A 16746-nucleotide genomic window follows, 5' to 3' on the forward strand; every position below is an offset into this window, starting at 1 on the left:
GCGCGGTGCTGGTCAAGTGGATTCGCTGCACCGTGGTCGACCGCCGCGGTTTCGAACGGGGGCAGCGAAAGTGGGCGGGGCTTCTGGGGGAGCCGGGATTCCGGGGACAGGGGGGAGGGTGGAGTGTGGGACGGACCGGCGTCGCGCACATCTTCTCCTTCTGGGAGAGCCGTGCCTTCTACGACTCCTTCATGGCCCGGTCCCATGACCGGCTCGCCGCCTCGCAGTCGGGCACCTTCAAGGACTCCCAGGTCAAACTGTTCGACTACCGCTTCGACGTGAAGACCGGCTTCGAGCCGCGCTTCACGGACTCCGACGTGGTCCGGGTCGCGCACTGCCGTGTCCGCGAGGAGCGCGCGGAGCACTTCGCGCTCATGCAGGAGAAGGTCTGGAACCCCGCGATGGCCGGTTCGCCCGGCATGGTGAGGGGCATGTTCGGCGAGGCGCCCGGCAGCGAGTTCCTGGTCCTGTCCATGTGGCAGTCGGCCGCGGAGCACGGAAAGTACCGTGCCGAGCGGGTGGAGAGGCTCGCGCTGCGCGCCCAGATCGAGGCCGACATAGCCGCTCTCGCGGGCGACATCGTGCAGCTGGAACCCGGCTGGATCGTCTGACGGGACCCTCCCGTCGGGCGAACTGATGTACGAGACGGTGTGTGACCTGCGCCGTATGCGGCCCGTACGACTCCTCGAACGGGGTCGGCACGATCTAGGGTCTTGGCATGGCACGACCACGGCGCATCGTCCTTGTCCGGCACGGCGAGTCGGTGGGCAATGCCGATGACACCGTGTACGAACGCGAGCCCGACCACGCACTGGCGCTCACGGAGACGGGGTGGCAGCAGGCGGAGGACACCGGCAAGCGGCTTCGCGAGCTCTTCGGCAGGGAGCGAGTGAGCGTTTACGTCTCCCCCTACCGCCGCACCCACGAGACCTTCCGGGCCTTCCACCTCGACCCCGGGCTCGTCCGGGTGCGCGAGGAGCCCCGGCTGCGGGAGCAGGACTGGGGCAACTGGCAGGACCGTGACGACGTACGCCTCCAGAAGGCCTATCGCGACGCGTACGGGCACTTCTTCTACCGGTTCGCGCAAGGAGAGTCCGGCGCCGACGTGTACGACCGGGTCGGCGGCTTCCTGGAGAGTCTGTACCGCAGCTTCGAGGCCCCCGACCACCCGCCGAACGTGCTCCTGGTGACCCACGGCCTGGCCATGCGGCTGTTCTGCATGCGCTGGTTCCACTGGACGGTCGCCGAGTTCGAATCGCTCTCCAACCCGGGGAACGCGGAGGTGAGGATGCTCGTTCTGGGGGAGGACGGCCGGTACACCCTCGACCGTCCCTTCGAGCAGTGGCGCGATCCGGAAGTCGTTCGGAGCCACCGGATAGAGTGGCAGGGCGATGATCGCTGACACCTCTCCCGACGGGCGCTTCCAGCGCGCCCTCGCCAGCCTGCGCGGACTCGCGGTGGGAGACGCGCTGGGCTCGCAGTTCTTCGTGCCCGCGAACTACCCGCTGCTCAAGCGCCGGGAACTGCCACCCCGTCCCTGGCAGTGGACCGACGACACCGAGATGGCCTGTTCCGTGGTCGCCGTCCTGGCCACGCACCACCGCGTCGACCAGGACGCACTGGCCCACTCCTTCGCCGACCACCACGACTTCGACCGGGGCTACGGCCCCGCGGTCAACCGGCTGCTGCGGCTGGTCCGGGAGGGCGGCGACTGGCGTGAGCTCGCGTCGGCCCTCTTCAAGGGGCAGGGCTCCTGGGGCAACGGCGCCGCGATGCGGATCGCCCCCCTGGGCGCCTGGTACGCCGACGACCCGGAGCAGGCGACCCACCAGGCGGAGATCTCCGCCTATCCGACCCACCAGCACCGTGAGGCCGTGGTCGGCGCCATGGCCGTCGCCGCGGCCGCAGCGCTGGCCGCCGACCCGGCGGGCCCCCCGAGCGCCGAGGCCCTGCTCGACGGCGTCATCGCGCTCGTACCGCGCAGCGCCGTGGGGGCCGGGCTGCGACGCGCCCGGGACATGCTCGACTACGGGGACGCCGCGACCGTGGCCGCCGTGCTGGGCTGCGGACGGCGTACGTCGGCCCACGACACCGTTCCCTTCGCCCTCTGGTCGGCCGCCCGCGCCCTGGGGAACTACGAGGAGGGCTTCTGGGCCACCGCCCAGGTCGGCGGCGACGTGGACACGACCTGCTCCATCGTCGGCGGTGTGATCGCCTCCGGGGAGGCGGGAGCGCCTCCTGGGGCATGGCTGGAGGCCACGGAAGCGCTGCCGGGATGGCTGCCGGGGCTCGTGTCCGGGCGTACGTCCGGCGGCGCGTAAGGGCGTGGGAGCGGGGCGAGGGGTCCCCGGACGTCGCCGAGCCGTGGAGGCGGCTTCCGGGCGGTGAGTGGTGGAGGCGGTCTCCGGGCGGTGAGTGGTGGTCGGGCCCTCGTACGGGCTCGTGGCCGTCCCGGGCGGGCTGCGACGGGTTTGCCGGCCTTTGCCCCGGGCGGGCCGACAGAGGCCTCAGGAAGCCGTCACGGCGGTCTCCGCGAGGGTGGCGCAGCCGGTCCGCCGGGGGTTGTGTCACAGGCTCGCTACAGCCCCGCGGCCCCCTCGTGAGCCGCTTTGCCCGTGGATAACCTGTGCGCCACGCCGTCCGTTGATCATGGCGGGCGTGTGCCGACGAGACACCGGACGACAGCCCTCCGCCGCCGTGGCGTGTTCCGGGCTGCCCGGTGACCGGCTGGGAGGGGATCCCTTGTCCGACATACCGTCCGCGCCCGAGCCCGGAGACGAGGCGACGGAGCAGCGGAAGAGTCCCGAAGCGAGCGGAGCGGTGCCGGGATCCGGATCCCGGCCCCCGGAACCACCGGGCCCGGGGGACTCCACGGATCCGGCCGTACGGGGATCCGCGGGGCGGCGGCCGGACACCACCGTTTCCGGCGCCGGGGCCGCGGACGCCCCTGGGGCCGGGGGAGAGCCCGGGGACGAGGAAGAGCCCGGAGACGCGGAAGAGCCCGGGGGCGGGGCAGGGTCCAGGAGCAGGAGCGAGCCGGGGGGCGACGAGAGGGCCGAGGGCGCGGACGAGTCCGGTGGTGACGAGCCCAGTGGCGACGAGGACACCGGTGACGCGCGCGGGCTCCGCTCGCAGCCCCGGGCCGAGGGGGTGACCAGGACCGGCGGCGCGGTGCGGCCCCGGGCCGCCCGGCCACCGCACGCGGGTACAGGCAAGGCGTCCCCGCCGTCCGCCTCCGGCCTGTGGTCACCGGAGCTGTGGGCCGTGAGGGCCGCCCCGGTGGGTACGCCCACGCTGTGGGCCGTGCTCGCGACCGGAGTGCTGAGCATGCTGCTCCTCGACGGCGGTCTGGCCGTCAACCTCCTGCTGGTCGCGGTCCCCGCGTCGCTCGCCGCGTACTTCGCGGGCCGGGACGCGGGACGCCGCACGCGCGTGTGGAGCCTGGTCTGGGGCGTCGGCGGCATCGGCCTGCTGGCCGTGCCCGCTCTGCGCGACGCGGACTGGCCCTCGTTCCTGGCCGTCGTGACGGCGATCGGGCTCGGCTCGCTCGCGCTGAACGGCGGACGCACCTGGCCCGCGGTCCTGCTCGGCCCCATCGGCGTGGTCAACTCCGTGATCACCGGCGTCTCCTGGGGCTGGCGCGGGCTGCGGGAACGATTCGGCGGTGCCCGTCGCGGCGTGGGTGTCGGGCTGCGCGCGTTCGTCGTGAGCGTGCTCCTGCTGCTGGTCTTCGGGGCGCTGTTCGCCGGAGCCGACGCGGCCTTCGCCGATCTGCTCAGTGACCTGGTACCGGACACCTCGGTCGCTGGTGGACCCTGGCGCGTGGTGCTTCTGGCGGCGGGCCTGGTCGTGGCACTGGCCGTGGCCCACACGGCGGCCGCGCCCGTCCGGCTGGACCGGGTCGTGGTGCGCCCCGGACGCGCGCGGGGTCGTGTCGAGTGGGCCCTCCCGCTGATCGTGCTGATCGTGCTCTTCGCGGCCTTCAACGTGGTCCAGCTCGTCGTCCTCTTCGGCGGCTACGACGCCGTGCTGGAGAAGACCGACCTGTCGTACTCCGAGTACGCGCGCCAGGGCTTCTGGCAGCTGCTGTTCGTCACGCTGCTGACCCTGCTCGTCGTGGGGTTCGCGCTGCGCTGGGCACCGCGGGACGGGGCGGGCGACCGGAAGCTGGTGCGGAGCGTGCTGGGAACCCTGTGCGCGCTGACGCTCGTCGTCGTGGCATCCGCCGTGCGGCGCATGGACATGTACGTGGAGGCCTATGGACTGACGCGGCTGAGGATCTCGGTGCTGGCCGGGGAGCTGTGGCTGGGCCTGGTCATCGTGCTCATCATGGCGGCCGGTGTGTGGGGAGCCCGCTGGCTGCCCCGCGCCGTCGCGGCCAGTGCGGCGGCCGGTGTCCTCGCGTTCGGACTGATGTCGCCCGACGGCCTGATCGCCGAGCGGAACGTCCAGCGGTACGAGGACACGCACAAGTTCGACATCCTGTACGCCCGCGATCTGTCGGCCGACGCCGTACCCGCTCTCGACCGGCTCAAGGAGCCGGCGCGTTCCTGCGTGCTGAGATCGATCGCCGATGAACTGGGCGAGGACGACGCACCCTGGTACGCGACCAGTTGGGGTGAGGCCCGGGCCCGGGACATCCTCCGCGACCACCCGCCCGCCGTGTCCGTCGACGAGGAGGTGTGCAACTCGCTGACGGAAATTCCCGAGTACCGCTGAACGCCTGCTTCCGACGCTTCGGTGGGGCCGGTCACCCCCGTCTCCGACTCCGTGCCGCGGAGGGCCGGACCGTGGTCGCCCCGGGTTCTTTCGACCCGGGCCGGACCGCGACCCGGCCCTCCGCGGCCCTGCCCTCAGCCCGCGGCCGGTCCCGCCGTGCCCGCGAGAGCGTCCAGGTCGCTCTTGCGGACCCTGATCACCAGCGCCGCGGTGACCAGGGCGAGCAGGGCCATCCCCGCCGCCGGTACGAAGGCGGTCGAGATGCCGTGGGCGAGCACGTCATGGCCCCATGGTGCGGGCAGTTGGTGGGTCCTGGCGAACGCCGCCTTCTGCTCGGCCGAGCCGTCCGCCAGGAACTTCGGCACCTGCTTCCGCGCCTCGTCGCGGCTGGCCGAGCCGAAGACCGTGGTGAGGATGGAGAGGCCGAGCGAACCGCCCACCTGCTGGGTGACATTGAGCAGACCGGAGGCCGCGCCCGCCTCGTGCTGGGCGACACCGGAGACCGCGGTCACCGTCAGCGTCACGAAGTTCAGGCCCATGCCGAAGCCGAACAGCAGCATCGGGCCGAGGACTCCGCCCGCGTACGAGTCGTCGGGGCTGATGAAGGTCAGCCAGCCGAGCCCGAGGGCCACGAGCGACGAGCCGGTGACCATGAACGGCTTGGGGCCGAGCACCGGCAGGAAGCGCTGCGACAGACCCGCGCCGACCGCGATCGCGACCGTCACCGGAAGGAAGGCCACACCGGCCGAGATCGGGGTGTACCCCAGCACGTTCTGCACGAAGAGCACGATGTAGAAGAACATGCCGAACATCGCGGCCGCGAGACTCAGCATGATCAGGTACGTGCCCGAACGGTTGCGGTCGGCGAACATCCGCAGCGGGGTGATGGGTTCCCGGGCCCGCGTCTCGATGATCCCGAAGGCCAGCAGCAGGGCCGCCGCCGCGCCGAACGACCCGATCGTGAGGCCGTCCCGCCAGCCGTTCTCCGCGGCGCGGATGAAGCCGTAGACCAGGGACGCCATACCGGCCGTCGAGGTGAGCGCGCCCGCGATGTCGAAGCGTCCCGGATGGCGCCGGGACTCGTTGATGTACATCGGGGCCAGAACGGCGATCAGGATGCCGATGGGCACGTTGACGAAGAGGACCCACCGCCAGTCGAGCCACTCGGTGAGCATGCCTCCGGCGAGCAGGCCGATGGCTCCGCCGCCGGCCGAGACCGTCGCGAAGACGGCGAAGGCCCGGTTCCGCTCCGGCCCCTCGGGGAAGGTCGTCGTGATCAGGGCCAGCGAGGTCGGCGAGGCGATCGCGCCGCCCACGCCCTGGAGGGCCCGCGCCGCCAGCAACTGCCAGGGCTCCTGGGCGAGTCCGCCGAGCAGCGAGGCGAAGGTGAACAGCAGGATGCCGGTCATGAAGACCCGCCGCCGGCCGAGGATGTCACCGGCCCGTGCGCCGAGAAGCAGCAGGCCGCCGAAGGTGAGGGTGTACGAGCTGACCACCCATGTCAGGTCGGTCGTACTGAAGTCGAGAGCGTCTTGAATGTGCGGGAGTGCGATGTTCACAATCGTCGCGTCGAGTACCACCATGAGTTGGCAGGCCGCGATGACGGTGAGCGCGATGCCGGGATGTCCCTCCCGGCGGGCCGCACCTGGCTTGCTGTCCTGAATCAACTGAGAGGTTGTCACTATGCTTCCCCCACAAGTGTGTTAGTGAACGCTCGCGTTCACTTCCGCGTCAACGGTAGTGACTCCCCGTCAGTGAACGCAAGCGTTCACTGAAGTCGCTGTCCGGCGGCGCCGGCCCGATCGCCGGTTCGGCACGAAAGTCCGGATCCCCCCGAATTCCGCTCCCCTGCACGACGGAGACACTCTGATGGTTACTTCGCGTTGGACGGCCGCCCCCGCTCAGGCGCCCTCCTCGCGCCGGCGCGGTGCCGTGCTCGAGCGCGCGATCCTGGAAGCCGCGCTGGAACAGCTCGGCGCGGTCGGCTGGAACGGCCTCACCATGGAGGGGGTGGCCGCGAGCGCCCGGACCGGCAAGGCGGCGGTCTACCGCCGCTGGTCCTCGAAGGCGGACCTGGTCGCGGACGCGCTCCAGGCCGGACTGCCGGACCTGACCCGGGCTCCCGACCTCGGCGGTGTCCGGAAGGACCTGCTGGACGTGTGCCGGCGTGTTCGCGCGGCGATGTTCTCGCCGTCGGGGATCGCGCTCCGCTCGGTGCTTCACGAATGCGACGCGAGGCAAGCCGAACGCTTCAACCGGGTCATCGTCGGCGGGGTCGTCGAGCCCACGCTGCATCTGCTCCGTGAGGTCGTCCATCGTGGTATCGAGCGGGGTGAGGTGCGTCCCGACGCCGCGAACTCGTACGTCTTCGACGCGATCCCGGCGATGATGATGTACCGCTCCAAGGTGTGCGCGAGCGAATGGAGTGATCTTGATCTCCAGGAGATGATCGACCAGATGATGGTTCCGCTCCTGGGTGTGCGCGTCGGCTGACCGGGCCGCCCGGGCCGGTCGACAGGCTTGCGGGGATCGGTTCAGCCCGCGTGCGCGAGCCGGCCGCCGACCCGTGATGAGGGCTTTCCGGCGGCTCGGGGACCTGGGTGTCGCGAGAGGCTCCGGGCGGCGTAGTCTGAGGGCGCCATGCCGTACGAACCCCCCACCCACACCGTCGAGCGCTCCCTCCGCGCCACGACCGGAGCGAAGGTCATTGCCGGTGTCGACGAGGTGGGGCGCGGTGCCTGGGCCGGCCCCGTCACCGTCTGTGCCGCCGTCACCGGTCTGCGCCGCCCGCCCGAAGGGCTCACCGATTCCAAGCTCCTGACCGTCAGGCGCCGGACCGCGCTCGCCGTGGAGTTGGAGGAATGGGTGACGGCGTACGCCCTCGGGCACGCCTCCCCGGAGGAGATCGACCGACTGGGAATGACGGCCGCGCTGCGCCTCGCGGCCGTGCGAGCCCTGGAAGCCTTGCCGGTCCGTCCCGACGCGGTCATTCTCGACGGGAAGCACGACTATCTCGGCGACCCCTGGCAGGTCCGCACGGTGATCAAGGGCGACCGGTCCTGCATCGCCGTCGCGGCGGCCTCGGTGATCGCCAAGGTGCGGCGCGACAAAATGATGGCCGAACTGGGTGTCGGCCATGCAGACTTCGGCTTTGCGGCCAACGCCGGGTATCCGTCACCGGTTCACAAAGCCGCGCTGGAGGAGCGGGGACCCACCCCGTACCACCGGTTGTCGTGGGCGTATCTTGATGCGCTGCCCCAGTGGCGGCACCTCAAGAAGGCCCGCAGCTGGGCGGACGGAAACGTTCCGGAGATCGAAGGCCAGCTCGGCTTCGATTTCTGACGATCCCGTTCGCACTCATGTGCCACCCGCCGGAGCAAGCCGCACCGGCGTTTGATAGATATCAGCTCATGCCTCTCATTCCCGAGGAGCCTCAGATTCACGAGAGTGCCCAGGGTCCCCGCGTCACTCCGGCCAGTGGCCGCACCGCGCCGACCCCCCGCCCCGTACCCGGTCCCCGTCCCGCGGCTCCGCCGCGTCCCGGCCGCCCGGGTCCTGTCCGGCCGATGCCGGCCCAACGCACCCCGCGCGAGCCGGTCGTGGCCACGCCGGGGCCGTCCGCCAAGCCGGCCGCACCCGCGGCCGTCACCCCGCAGATCCAGCTCGTCCCGGCCTCGGCCGACGGCGCGCTGGACGCCGCGGAAGAAGCCGTCGACCTGCTGCTGGAGTCGGGCCGCGCTCCCGGTGAGGTGCTGGTGGTCACCACCGGCGATCCGCACCCGTGGGCCGCGCACGAACTCTCCTTCGGCGAGGCCGCCTACTGGGCGCAGCACGACGCCGGTGACGACGTCTTCTACGCCGACGCCGCTGCCGTGCGCCGGGCCGCCTCCCGTCCCGTGGTCGTGGTCGCGGTCAACGGTGGTTCCGGCGAGGTCGCCGCGGCCGCCCTGCCCCTGGCCCTCGGCCGGGCCGGTGCCCTGCTGATCGTCTGCGGCGACCCGCAGCAGATCAACTCGGTCCTGGCCGCAGGCGTCTGAGCGCGTTCCGGACCCGGTCCGGAACGCGCCCGGCGGGACGCGAGGGTGCCGCCACGGCGGCACCTGTACGGCGGTCGCTTCCGCGTACCCGCACGCGCTCACGCCCGTGCGGCGATCGGTCCGTCGCTCGTTCGTACGCCGCGAGGCGCCCTGCCGCGCGCCCGCTTCCGCCTGCGGACCTTCCGGCCCCTGGTGGGTGGGTGCCACGGGGCGGGGACCAGCCGTCCCCCGTACCCGCCCCACCTGTCCGCCGCCCGTGTCGGCATGACTTTTCGCCCGGCACGCGCGGAGGCGTCCGGTGTGTGGTCCGTTGCCCGGTGTGCGTCCTCTTCGTCGCGCAGTGCGGGCGCGCCCCGGACCCGAGCCGCGCGTTCACTGCGCACCCGCGCCCGAACCGTACGGTCCCGACGCGTGCGGCCCGCCTTCCCCCGGGCAGGCCGCCGCCGTGACGTGCCGGCCCCTAGCGGGCGGCCGCCCGGCGCATCACCTCGGACGCGACGCCTCCGGTGCGGGGCAGGGGCGGCAGCACCTCGCCCACGTAGAACTCCGGCGCCGATTCGGAGTTGGGGCGGCGTCCGCCGCGGCCCTCGCCGAGAACCTGCCAGCCGTCACGTGTCAGCGTGATGTACGCGCCGCACCGCAGTCCGTGGAGCGTGCAGGCGTCCCGCAGCCCCCACATCCAGGCCCCGTCCTCCTCCGTCCAGCGCGCGTCGCCGTCCCGGCAGTACAGCAGTACGGCCGTGCGCGCGGGAGTGCGGCGCCGCAGGTCGTGCGGGATGACCCGGCGCAGCTGCGCGAGCAGCGCGTTGCGGAACATCCAGCCGTCGGCCGGTGCCGAACGCCGGGTGAAGGAGGCGCTCGCCATCAGCCGCTCGTCCTGGTCGAGCACCGCGACGACCGCCGTCGACGGTCTGGGCCGGTGCCGGGCGTGAAGGCCGCTCACGACCTCACGAGGATCGCGCAGAAGCGGAATTCCGGCCGAGGCCCATTCGGCGGGTTCCAGCATGCGGGTCAGTGGGTTGGTGGAAGCGGCGGACAGGTCGGGAGACGTCGACAGGGTTGCCGCCGAGGACGGAGCGAATCCGAAGGTCACGGTCCTCCCTTCGGCTACGTGCCCATACGGTGGGCGGGGTCGGACTTGGGGGAATGGCACGCCGCAGCAGAGCCCTACCGGACCACGGGCAAACCGTGCGGGGAGCGGACCTCAATTCTTCCTGTCGAACTGTGTTGCGGCAACGAGCAATCGGAGCCGCAGACCTTTTTCAGGCGATTAGAGTCCTATATACCTGCCCGGTGTTTCGAATCGCGACACACGAGTCACGCTTGTACGGCGAGGACCAGCGGCAACACGGCCTGAGCGCCCGCTCTGCGGAGCATCCGCGACGCCACCGCCAGCGTCCAGCCGGTCTCCGTGGCGTCGTCCACCAGCAGTACCGGACCCCCCGCGTCCTTCAGGGCGTCGGCCAGCCGTGACGGCACGGTCAAGGCTCCGTCCAGTGCCTTCAGCCGCTGCGCGCTGTTGCTCCGGGAGACCGGGGCCGCCTCGCCGGCGTACTCCACGGATCCCAGCAGCGGCAGCCGGCCGATCTCCGCGATCCGGGTGCCGAGCGAGTGGATCAGCTGCGGCCGCGAGCGCGAGGCGATGGTCACCACGCCGACGGGACGCGGCTGCGCGTCGGCCTGCCCCGAGGCCCAGCCGCCGGGGCCCTTCGCCCAGTCGGCCAGGACACCGACCACGGCCTTGGCGACATCGTCCGGAACAGGCCCGTCCGGAGCCTGCGGGGCGAGCATCGGCCGCAGCCGGTTGCCCCAGCCGATGTCCGAGAGCCGTCCCAGGGCGCGCCCCGGAGCCGCCTGTTCACCGGCCGGGATGCGGCCCTTCAGTTCGACGCCGATCGCGGCCAGCCCGGTCGGCCACATCTTCCGGGGTTCGACCTCGACGCCCGCGCGGTCCAGCTCGCCGTTGGCCGCGTCCAGCGCGGCGGCGGACACGGACGCCTGGAATCGCCCGCCGACGCAGTTGTCGCAGCGCCCGCACGGCGCCGCGCCCTCGTCGTCCAGCTGCCGTCGCAGGAACTCCATGCGGCAGCCGGTCGTCGACACGTAGTCCCGCATCGCCTGCTGCTCCGCCGCCCGCTGCTTGGCGACCCAGGCGTAGCGCTCGGTGTCGTACGTCCAGGGCATTCCCGTGGAGATCCAGCCGCCCTTGACCCGGTGCACGGCCCCGTCCACGTCGAGCACCTTGAGCATGGTCTCCAGGCGGGACCTGCGCAGTTCCACCAGCGGTTCCAGCGCGGGCAGGGAGAGGGGGCGCTCGGCCCGGGCCAGCACGTCCAGCGTGCGCCGCACCTGCTCCTCCGGTGGGAAGGCGATCGAGGCGAAGTACTCCCAGATCGCCTGGTCCTCCTTGCCCGGCAGGAGCAGGACCTCCGCGTGCTCCACACCGCGGCCCGCGCGTCCCACCTGCTGGTAATAGGCGATCGGGGAGGAAGGGGAGCCCAGGTGCACCACGAAACCCAGATCGGGCTTGTCGAAGCCCATGCCCAGCGCCGACGTGGCGACCAGGGCTTTGACGCGATTGGCGAGCAGGTCCTCCTCGGCCTGCTGGCGGTCGGCGTTCTCGGTCTTCCCCGTGTACGACGCCACGGTGTACCCGCTCTGGCGCAGGAACGCGGTGACCTCCTCGGCCGCGGCCACGGTGAGCGTGTAGATGATTCCCGAGCCCGGCAGGTCGTTCAGGTGCTCGGCGAGCCAGGCCATGCGGTGCGCGGCGTCCGGCAGCCGCAGCACGCCGAGGCTCAGGCTCTCCCGGTCCAGGGGACCGCGCAGGACCAGGGCGTCGGTGCTCACGCCGGTGCCGAGCTGCTCGGCCACGTCCGCCGTCACGCGCGCGTTGGCCGTCGCGGTGGTGGCCAGCACCGGGGTGTCCGGCGGGAGGTCAGCGAGCATGGTGCGCAGCCGGCGGTAGTCCGGCCGGAAATCGTGGCCCCAGTCGGAGATGCAGTGCGCCTCGTCGACCACCAGCAGGCCGGTGGCCGCGGCCAGCTTGGGCAGCACCTGGTCACGGAAGTCGGGGTTGTTCAGTCTTTCCGGACTCACCAGGAGGACGTCGACCTCGCCCGCCGCCACCTCGGCCTGGACGGTCTCCCATTCCTCCGTGTTGGAGGAGTTGATCGTCCGGGCGCGGATTCCGGCGCGGGCCGCCGCTTCCACCTGGTTGCGCATCAGAGCCAGGAGCGGTGAGACGATCACCGTGGGCCCGGCGCCCGCCTCGCGCAGCAGCGCGGTCGCGACGAAGTACACCGCGGACTTGCCCCAGCCGGTGCGCTGCACGACCAGCGCTCTGCGCTTGTCGGCCACCAGCGCCTCGATGGCGCGCCACTGGTCCTCGCGCAGCCGTGCCTCGCCCGCCCGCGCGCCGACCAGGCGGGCCAGGACGGCGTCGGCCGTGGCCCGGAGGCCTTCGCGGGCGTCGTCGTAGGTGTTGTGGGGGACTGCGGGTCGCGGGTCTTCGTTGGTCATGGCTCCATGCAACCGGATGGGTCCGACACAACGCGAACGAGCCGTCGAGCTGTGGACAACTTCTGTCGTGATCATGGGGACTGTTATCCACAGGCTCAACCGGAATTTCGTGATCCGCGAGATGGTCACCGCATGACGAATCACGACGAAGCGACCGACACGTCCGGCGACGAGAACACCGGCCCGGTCGGTGGACGCGGCTGGGACCAGGGGAGCGACCGATCCGGTGGCGAAGGCGATCACGGCGGCCGGAGCGGTCCGGGCGGCCGGGCCGGCGACGGGTGGGTTCCGGACGGCGGGCCCGGACACGAGAACCAGGACGGCCGGGACCGGCCGGTCCGGCAGGCCGGCCCGGAGGTTCCCGACGGCACGGCCGTCCTCGGCGGGCTGCGCCACGGGGACGGCGTGCGCCGCGGCCACGACGACCACCATGCGGGCGTCGTCGGCCTTCCGGGCGGAGAACACCAGGTGACCCTCCGCACCCCGGCAGAGCTGGCCGACGCGCTGCCCTATCTCCTCGGGTACCGCCCCGACGACAGCATCGTGCTGGTGGCCCTGCACGACCGGGAGCGGCGGGGCCGGTTCGGCGGCCGGGCCCGCCTCGGGATCCCGGCCCACGCGGAGGACTGGCCGTCCGCCTCCGACCAGCTCGCACAGGGGCTGGTGAAAGGGAGTGAGCGCCGAGGCGCCCGCCCCGAGAGCATGGTGGCTTACCTGTGCCAGGAACCCGGGAGCGGCGAATCGGGGAGGGAGGTGATGGAACGCCTGCGCCCGCTCGCGCAGCTGCTGCGGACGGCCTGCGGACGTCTCGACGTTCCGGTGGTCGAGGCTCTCTGCATCTCCGACGGCCGTTTCTGGTCGTACACCTGCCCGGGCCAGGGGTGCTGCCCGGTGGAAGGCACGTCGATGGGGCTGCCGGGTACGTCCGTCCTCGCCGCCGCCGCGACGTACGCCGGCCTTCAGGTGCGCGGATCCCTGAAGGACCTGACAGCAAGGCTCCTGTCCCGGGAGTCCGCCGCCGTTCCGGGCCAGGAGGCGGCGCTCGACACGGCCAGCATGGCCCTCGTGCCGAGGATTCTGGAGGAGGGCAGCCGGGCCGAGGTGGCCGAGGAGTCCCTCACGCTGGCCCGGCGGCTCAGGGACCGGTTCGCGGCGGCCTTTCCCGTGTCGGGCACACGTCCGTCGGACCTGCGCGACGACGGACTCCTGGAGAACGACGAGGCCGCCACACTGATCCTCGGCCTGCAGGACCGTACGACCCGTGACCGTGCCGCGCAGTGGATGGAGGGCGACGAGGCCGCCCCGGCGCTGCGCCTGTGGCGAGCACTCGCCCGTCGCTGTGTCGGCCCCTACCGCGAACACGCGGCGGCACCCCTCACCCTCGCGGGGTGGGTCGCCTGGTCCATGGGCGACGAGCTGGAGGCACGGGAAGCGCTCGCCATGGCGCTCGGCGCCGATCCCGACTATCTGTTCGCGCGTCTTCTCCACCAGGCGTGCAACGAGGGCCTGGATCCGGAGTCCGTCCGGCGCTGCCTGCGCGCGGAGCGTACGGGCGGCGGGCCGGCCGGCACGGACCAGCCGGCCGGTTCCGCCGCGAGGCCCGCGACGGCCGGCCCGGCGTCCGGTTCCCGTGCGCCGGACACCCCGCCCCCGGTGTCTGCCGCTCGCCGCCGCAGGCCCCGTTCGACCGCGAACGGCGGTGGCCGGCCGGGGCGACGCGGCCCCGGAACCGCGGACGTCCATGGGCGCCGACCGGCGGGCGATGCCTCGGCGGCCAAGGTCCGGCCGCGGCGGGCGGAGGACAGGGCGGGCGGCCGGTCACGTGGGCGGGGTGACGGTGAGCGGCACGGCGCCGGGGAGGACGGGTGAGCGGGCGGGGTGCGGTACAGCGGGACGAATCCGAGACGAAGGCCGGTCGGACCGCTCGGCCGGAGCCTGGCGGGATCCCCGGCGCTCCGCGGGCGGGCCGCGCCCCGGTCCTTCCGTTGTCGGACAGTGCGTTTCCCGGCCACGTCGCCTTCCACGCCGTCGGCCGCCGTTCGGCCGGTGCCCGTGGAGCCGACGGGCCGCCCCACCGCCATTCGGTCGGCATCCGGTGGCGACCGCGTGACCCCGGGCGGGGCTGTCCCGTTCACCTGAGTGGCGGAATCCGTGGCCGGATTGCGCCGCCGCACAGCCCGCGACCTCGCGGAGCCCCCATCAGGAGCCGAGCGCGCTCCAGGCGCGCCGAGCGCGGAGGAAGCCACCCCATGCCCATGCCCCATCTGTCCTCGGCGCCCGACGGCGGTCGTCCGCCCGGGCACGAGCCCGCTCGGTCCGCCGGACGCGGGGGCGCTCCGGCGGACCCACGAGCGGGCCGTGACGCCGGTGCGCCCTTCCTCCCGGCGGGGCGCGGCCCCGGCGTTCCCCGGGTGCCCTTTCCCGTGCCTGGCCGACCGGCGGACCTGCCGCCCGCACACACCACCTTGATCTGCGCCGCTCTCCCCGGCCTGGTGATCTCGACGGAGGAAGGACAGCTGACCGGCCACGGGCTGGAGGGTTTCTACACGGCGGGCCGACGGATCCTGTCCCGCTGCCGGGTCCGGGTCGCGGGCCGGGAACCGCTCGCGGTGCAGGCCCGGATGCTCGCGGCCGACCGGGCCCGCTTCGTGGGTACGCTGCGCGCTTCCCCCGACGCCGGCCCGGACCCGGACGTGGTCGTCGAAAGAACCCGTCACGCGGACGGCGTCGAACGGATCACCCTGCACAGCTCGGCCCTTCGGGCTCTGCGCCTGCCCGTCGAGGTCGCCCTCGGGACGGATCTCGCGGAACTGGGCGACGTCGCCTCGGGCCGGGCCGGGCCCGAGCTGCCCGCCAGCGTCCACGCGGCCGGTCTGCGCTGGTCCTGCCCGACGGGCCACGTGACCGTCACCGCCGACCCGCCGCCCACCGATGCCCTTGCCTCGGCCGGCCTGCTGCGCTGGGAACTCGAACTGCCGCCGGGCGGCACCCTCACCGTGGAACTGCGCGTCAGACCGGACGGCCAGGGGCCGGTCAGAGCGGTGGGCCGTGGTGCGGGGGACCCGTTCGCCCGGGCCAGGGCGGTGAGCGACGAGCCCGGTGCCGAAGCGCTCCTGCGTGTCTGTGTCGATGACCTTCGGGCCCTGCTGCTGCGCGATCCCCGGCATCCGGCCGACACGCACCTCGCGGCGGGAGCCCCCTGGCGCTGCGGGCTGGCGCCGGCCGAGGCACTGACCGCGGCCCGGATGACCCTGCCGCTCGGCACGCGTCTCGCGGCGGGCACGCTGCGCACCCTCGCCCGTGCACAGCTCGCCGGTCCGGGACCGCGTTCCGGACTGATTCCGGGGCCGCTGCGGGACAGCGGGCCACACCTGCCGCCGGGCTGCACGGCGACCGAGGCGACACTGCTCTTCCCCGTGCTTCTCGCCGAGGCCCGGCGCTGGGGGCTGGCCGAGCGGGAGGTGGAGGAGTTGCTGCCCGCGGCCGAGCGGTGCCTGGAATGGCTGCGGACCACGGCCGGTGACAGCACGTATCTGCCCGACCCGCAGCCGGGCGGACCGCTCCGCTGCGAGACGCAGGCGCACGCGCATCGCGCGGCGCTGCTCGGCGCCGATCTGCTCGACGCCTACGGTCGGGCCGGTGGCGCGGAGTTGCGGCAGTGGGCGCAGGCGTTGCGGACGGCGTTCTGCGACGACTTCTGGATCGAGGACCGGGCCGGTGGCCGACCGGCCGCCGCCCGCACCCGGGACGGGCGCCCCGTGCCCCAGCTCGGTTCGGGCGCCGCCCATCTCCTCGACACCGGCCTGGCGGATTCCGGCGAGACGGCCCCTGGTCTGCTCGACAAGGCTCGGACCGAACAGCTCGCGCGGCTGCTCGGCGGCCCGGCCATGGACTCGGGCTGGGGACTGCGCAGCCTCGGGGCGAAGGACGTGGCGTACAACCCGTTCGGGCATCGCAGCGGGGCCGTGCGCGTCCACGAGACGGTCGTCGCCGTCACGGGGCTCGCCGCCGCGGGCCATGAGGAGGAGGCCGGCTCACTGCTGCGGGGCGTACTGGCGGCCGCCGAGTCCTTCGGCGGCAGACTGCCCGAGATGTACGCGGGGGAGCGGCGTACGCGGGGAAGCGCCCCGCTTCCCCATCCGGCCGCCTCCCGCCCCGCGGCCACCTCCGCCGCGGCCGGGGTGCTGCTGCTCTGCTCCCTGGCCGGGATCCGCCCCGACGTACCCGCGGGGACCGTGACCCTGCGCCCGTTCCGGTCCGCGCCCCTGGGAGAGATCGCGCTGACGGGCCTGCGGATCTCGGGTGCCCCGTTCTCCGTGCGCGTCAGCAGACTCGGGACGGCCACGGTCGAGGAGGCGGGAGACGGACTGCGGTTGGGGGTGTGACGTCGAGGGGCACGCCACCGGCCGGTGGCCCTCGGCGGCGCGGTGCCGTACGGGACGGAAGTCGGTCGACCACGGACCGGGCT

12 protein-coding genes are annotated in these 16746 nt (G+C 73.0%); 9 read left to right on the top strand and 3 right to left on the bottom strand.

Annotated features, from left to right (window positions below; translation table 11 throughout):
• Positions 1 to 5: 5 nt before the first annotated feature.
• The 4 genes from ACICHK_RS29270 to ACICHK_RS29285 all read left to right on the top strand — a co-directional run bounded on the left by ACICHK_RS29270 (position 6) and on the right by ACICHK_RS29285 (position 4719).
• Entirely contained in the window at positions 6 to 611 is a 606-nt protein-coding gene (locus ACICHK_RS29270; protein WP_103549639.1) for a YdbC family protein, read from the top strand.
• Between the two features lie 107 nt (positions 612 to 718).
• A complete protein-coding gene (locus tag ACICHK_RS29275) occupies positions 719 to 1402 on the top strand; it encodes a histidine phosphatase family protein (RefSeq protein ID WP_103549638.1) in 684 nt (227 codons plus the stop codon).
• A complete protein-coding gene (locus ACICHK_RS29280; protein WP_406839193.1) occupies positions 1392 to 2321 on the top strand; it encodes an ADP-ribosylglycohydrolase family protein in 930 nt (309 codons plus the stop codon). Before ACICHK_RS29275 ends, ACICHK_RS29280 begins: the two co-directional genes overlap by 11 nt.
• Positions 2322 to 3240: 919 nt before the next feature.
• Positions 3241 to 4719, top strand: a complete 1479-nt coding sequence (locus ACICHK_RS29285) for a DUF4173 domain-containing protein (RefSeq protein ID WP_406841346.1) — start codon at positions 3241 to 3243, stop codon at positions 4717 to 4719.
• Positions 4720 to 4853: 134 nt separating this feature from the next.
• Here ACICHK_RS29285 and ACICHK_RS29290 read toward each other — a convergent pair whose 3' ends face one another.
• On the bottom strand, positions 4854 to 6401 hold the full coding sequence (locus tag ACICHK_RS29290) for an MFS transporter (protein WP_151468757.1): 1548 nt from the start codon (positions 6399 to 6401) through the stop codon (positions 4854 to 4856).
• Positions 6402 to 6588: 187 nt separating this feature from the next.
• Between ACICHK_RS29290 and ACICHK_RS29295 the strand changes: the two genes are divergently transcribed.
• The 3 genes from ACICHK_RS29295 to ACICHK_RS29305 all read left to right on the top strand — a co-directional run bounded on the left by ACICHK_RS29295 (position 6589) and on the right by ACICHK_RS29305 (position 8756).
• Positions 6589 to 7212, top strand: coding sequence for a TetR/AcrR family transcriptional regulator (locus ACICHK_RS29295; protein WP_406839194.1), 624 nt, complete (start codon positions 6589 to 6591; stop codon positions 7210 to 7212).
• A 147-nt stretch (positions 7213 to 7359) separates the two neighbouring features.
• The gene (locus ACICHK_RS29300; RefSeq protein WP_406839195.1) at positions 7360 to 8061 is read left to right on the top strand and encodes a ribonuclease HII; all 702 of its coding nucleotides are present in this window, start codon (positions 7360 to 7362) and stop codon (positions 8059 to 8061) included.
• A gap of 68 nt (positions 8062 to 8129) precedes the next feature.
• On the top strand, positions 8130 to 8756 hold the full coding sequence (locus tag ACICHK_RS29305; RefSeq protein WP_151468754.1) for a hypothetical protein: 627 nt from the start codon (positions 8130 to 8132) through the stop codon (positions 8754 to 8756).
• A gap of 460 nt (positions 8757 to 9216) precedes the next feature.
• On the opposite strand, the gene ACICHK_RS29310 is transcribed toward ACICHK_RS29305, so the two are convergent.
• Together ACICHK_RS29310 and ACICHK_RS29315 are read right to left on the bottom strand one after the other, a co-directional pair.
• Entirely contained in the window at positions 9217 to 9849 is a 633-nt protein-coding gene (locus ACICHK_RS29310; RefSeq protein WP_151468753.1) for a hypothetical protein, read from the bottom strand.
• A gap of 224 nt (positions 9850 to 10073) precedes the next feature.
• A complete protein-coding gene (locus tag ACICHK_RS29315; RefSeq protein ID WP_406839196.1) occupies positions 10074 to 12278 on the bottom strand; it encodes a RecQ family ATP-dependent DNA helicase in 2205 nt (734 codons plus the stop codon).
• A 132-nt stretch (positions 12279 to 12410) separates the two neighbouring features.
• On the opposite strand from ACICHK_RS29315, the gene ACICHK_RS29320 reads away from it, so the two are divergent.
• Complete coding sequence (locus tag ACICHK_RS29320; RefSeq protein WP_406839197.1) at positions 12411 to 14147, top strand: DUF4192 family protein; 1737 nt, start codon at positions 12411 to 12413, stop codon at positions 14145 to 14147.
• Between the two features lie 386 nt (positions 14148 to 14533).
• Positions 14534 to 16663, top strand: coding sequence for a glycogen debranching N-terminal domain-containing protein (locus ACICHK_RS29325; RefSeq protein WP_406841347.1), 2130 nt, complete (start codon positions 14534 to 14536; stop codon positions 16661 to 16663).
• Positions 16664 to 16746: the final 83 nt, after the last annotated feature.

The sequence above is a fragment of the Streptomyces sp. AHU1 genome, assembly GCF_045343905.1.
Taxonomy (GTDB): domain Bacteria; phylum Actinomycetota; class Actinomycetes; order Streptomycetales; family Streptomycetaceae; genus Streptomyces; species Streptomyces triticiradicis.

Excerpts from the sequence above, each read along its gene's own strand:
- ACICHK_RS29275 (WP_103549638.1), top strand. The coding sequence starts at position 719 with ATGGCACGACCACGGCGCATCGTCCTTGTCCGGCACGGCGAGTCGGTG.
- ACICHK_RS29280 (WP_406839193.1), top strand. The coding sequence starts at position 1,392 with ATGATCGCTGACACCTCTCCCGACGGGCGCTTCCAGCGCGCCCTCGCC.
- ACICHK_RS29295 (WP_406839194.1), top strand. The coding sequence starts at position 6,589 with ATGGTTACTTCGCGTTGGACGGCCGCCCCCGCTCAGGCGCCCTCCTCG.
- ACICHK_RS29300 (WP_406839195.1), top strand. The coding sequence starts at position 7,360 with ATGCCGTACGAACCCCCCACCCACACCGTCGAGCGCTCCCTCCGCGCC.
- ACICHK_RS29305 (WP_151468754.1), top strand. The coding sequence starts at position 8,130 with ATGCCTCTCATTCCCGAGGAGCCTCAGATTCACGAGAGTGCCCAGGGT.
- ACICHK_RS29315 (WP_406839196.1), bottom strand. The coding sequence starts at position 12,278 with ATGACCAACGAAGACCCGCGACCCGCAGTCCCCCACAACACCTACGAC.
- ACICHK_RS29320 (WP_406839197.1), top strand. The coding sequence starts at position 12,411 with ATGACGAATCACGACGAAGCGACCGACACGTCCGGCGACGAGAACACC.
- ACICHK_RS29325 (WP_406841347.1), top strand. The coding sequence starts at position 14,534 with ATGCCCCATCTGTCCTCGGCGCCCGACGGCGGTCGTCCGCCCGGGCAC.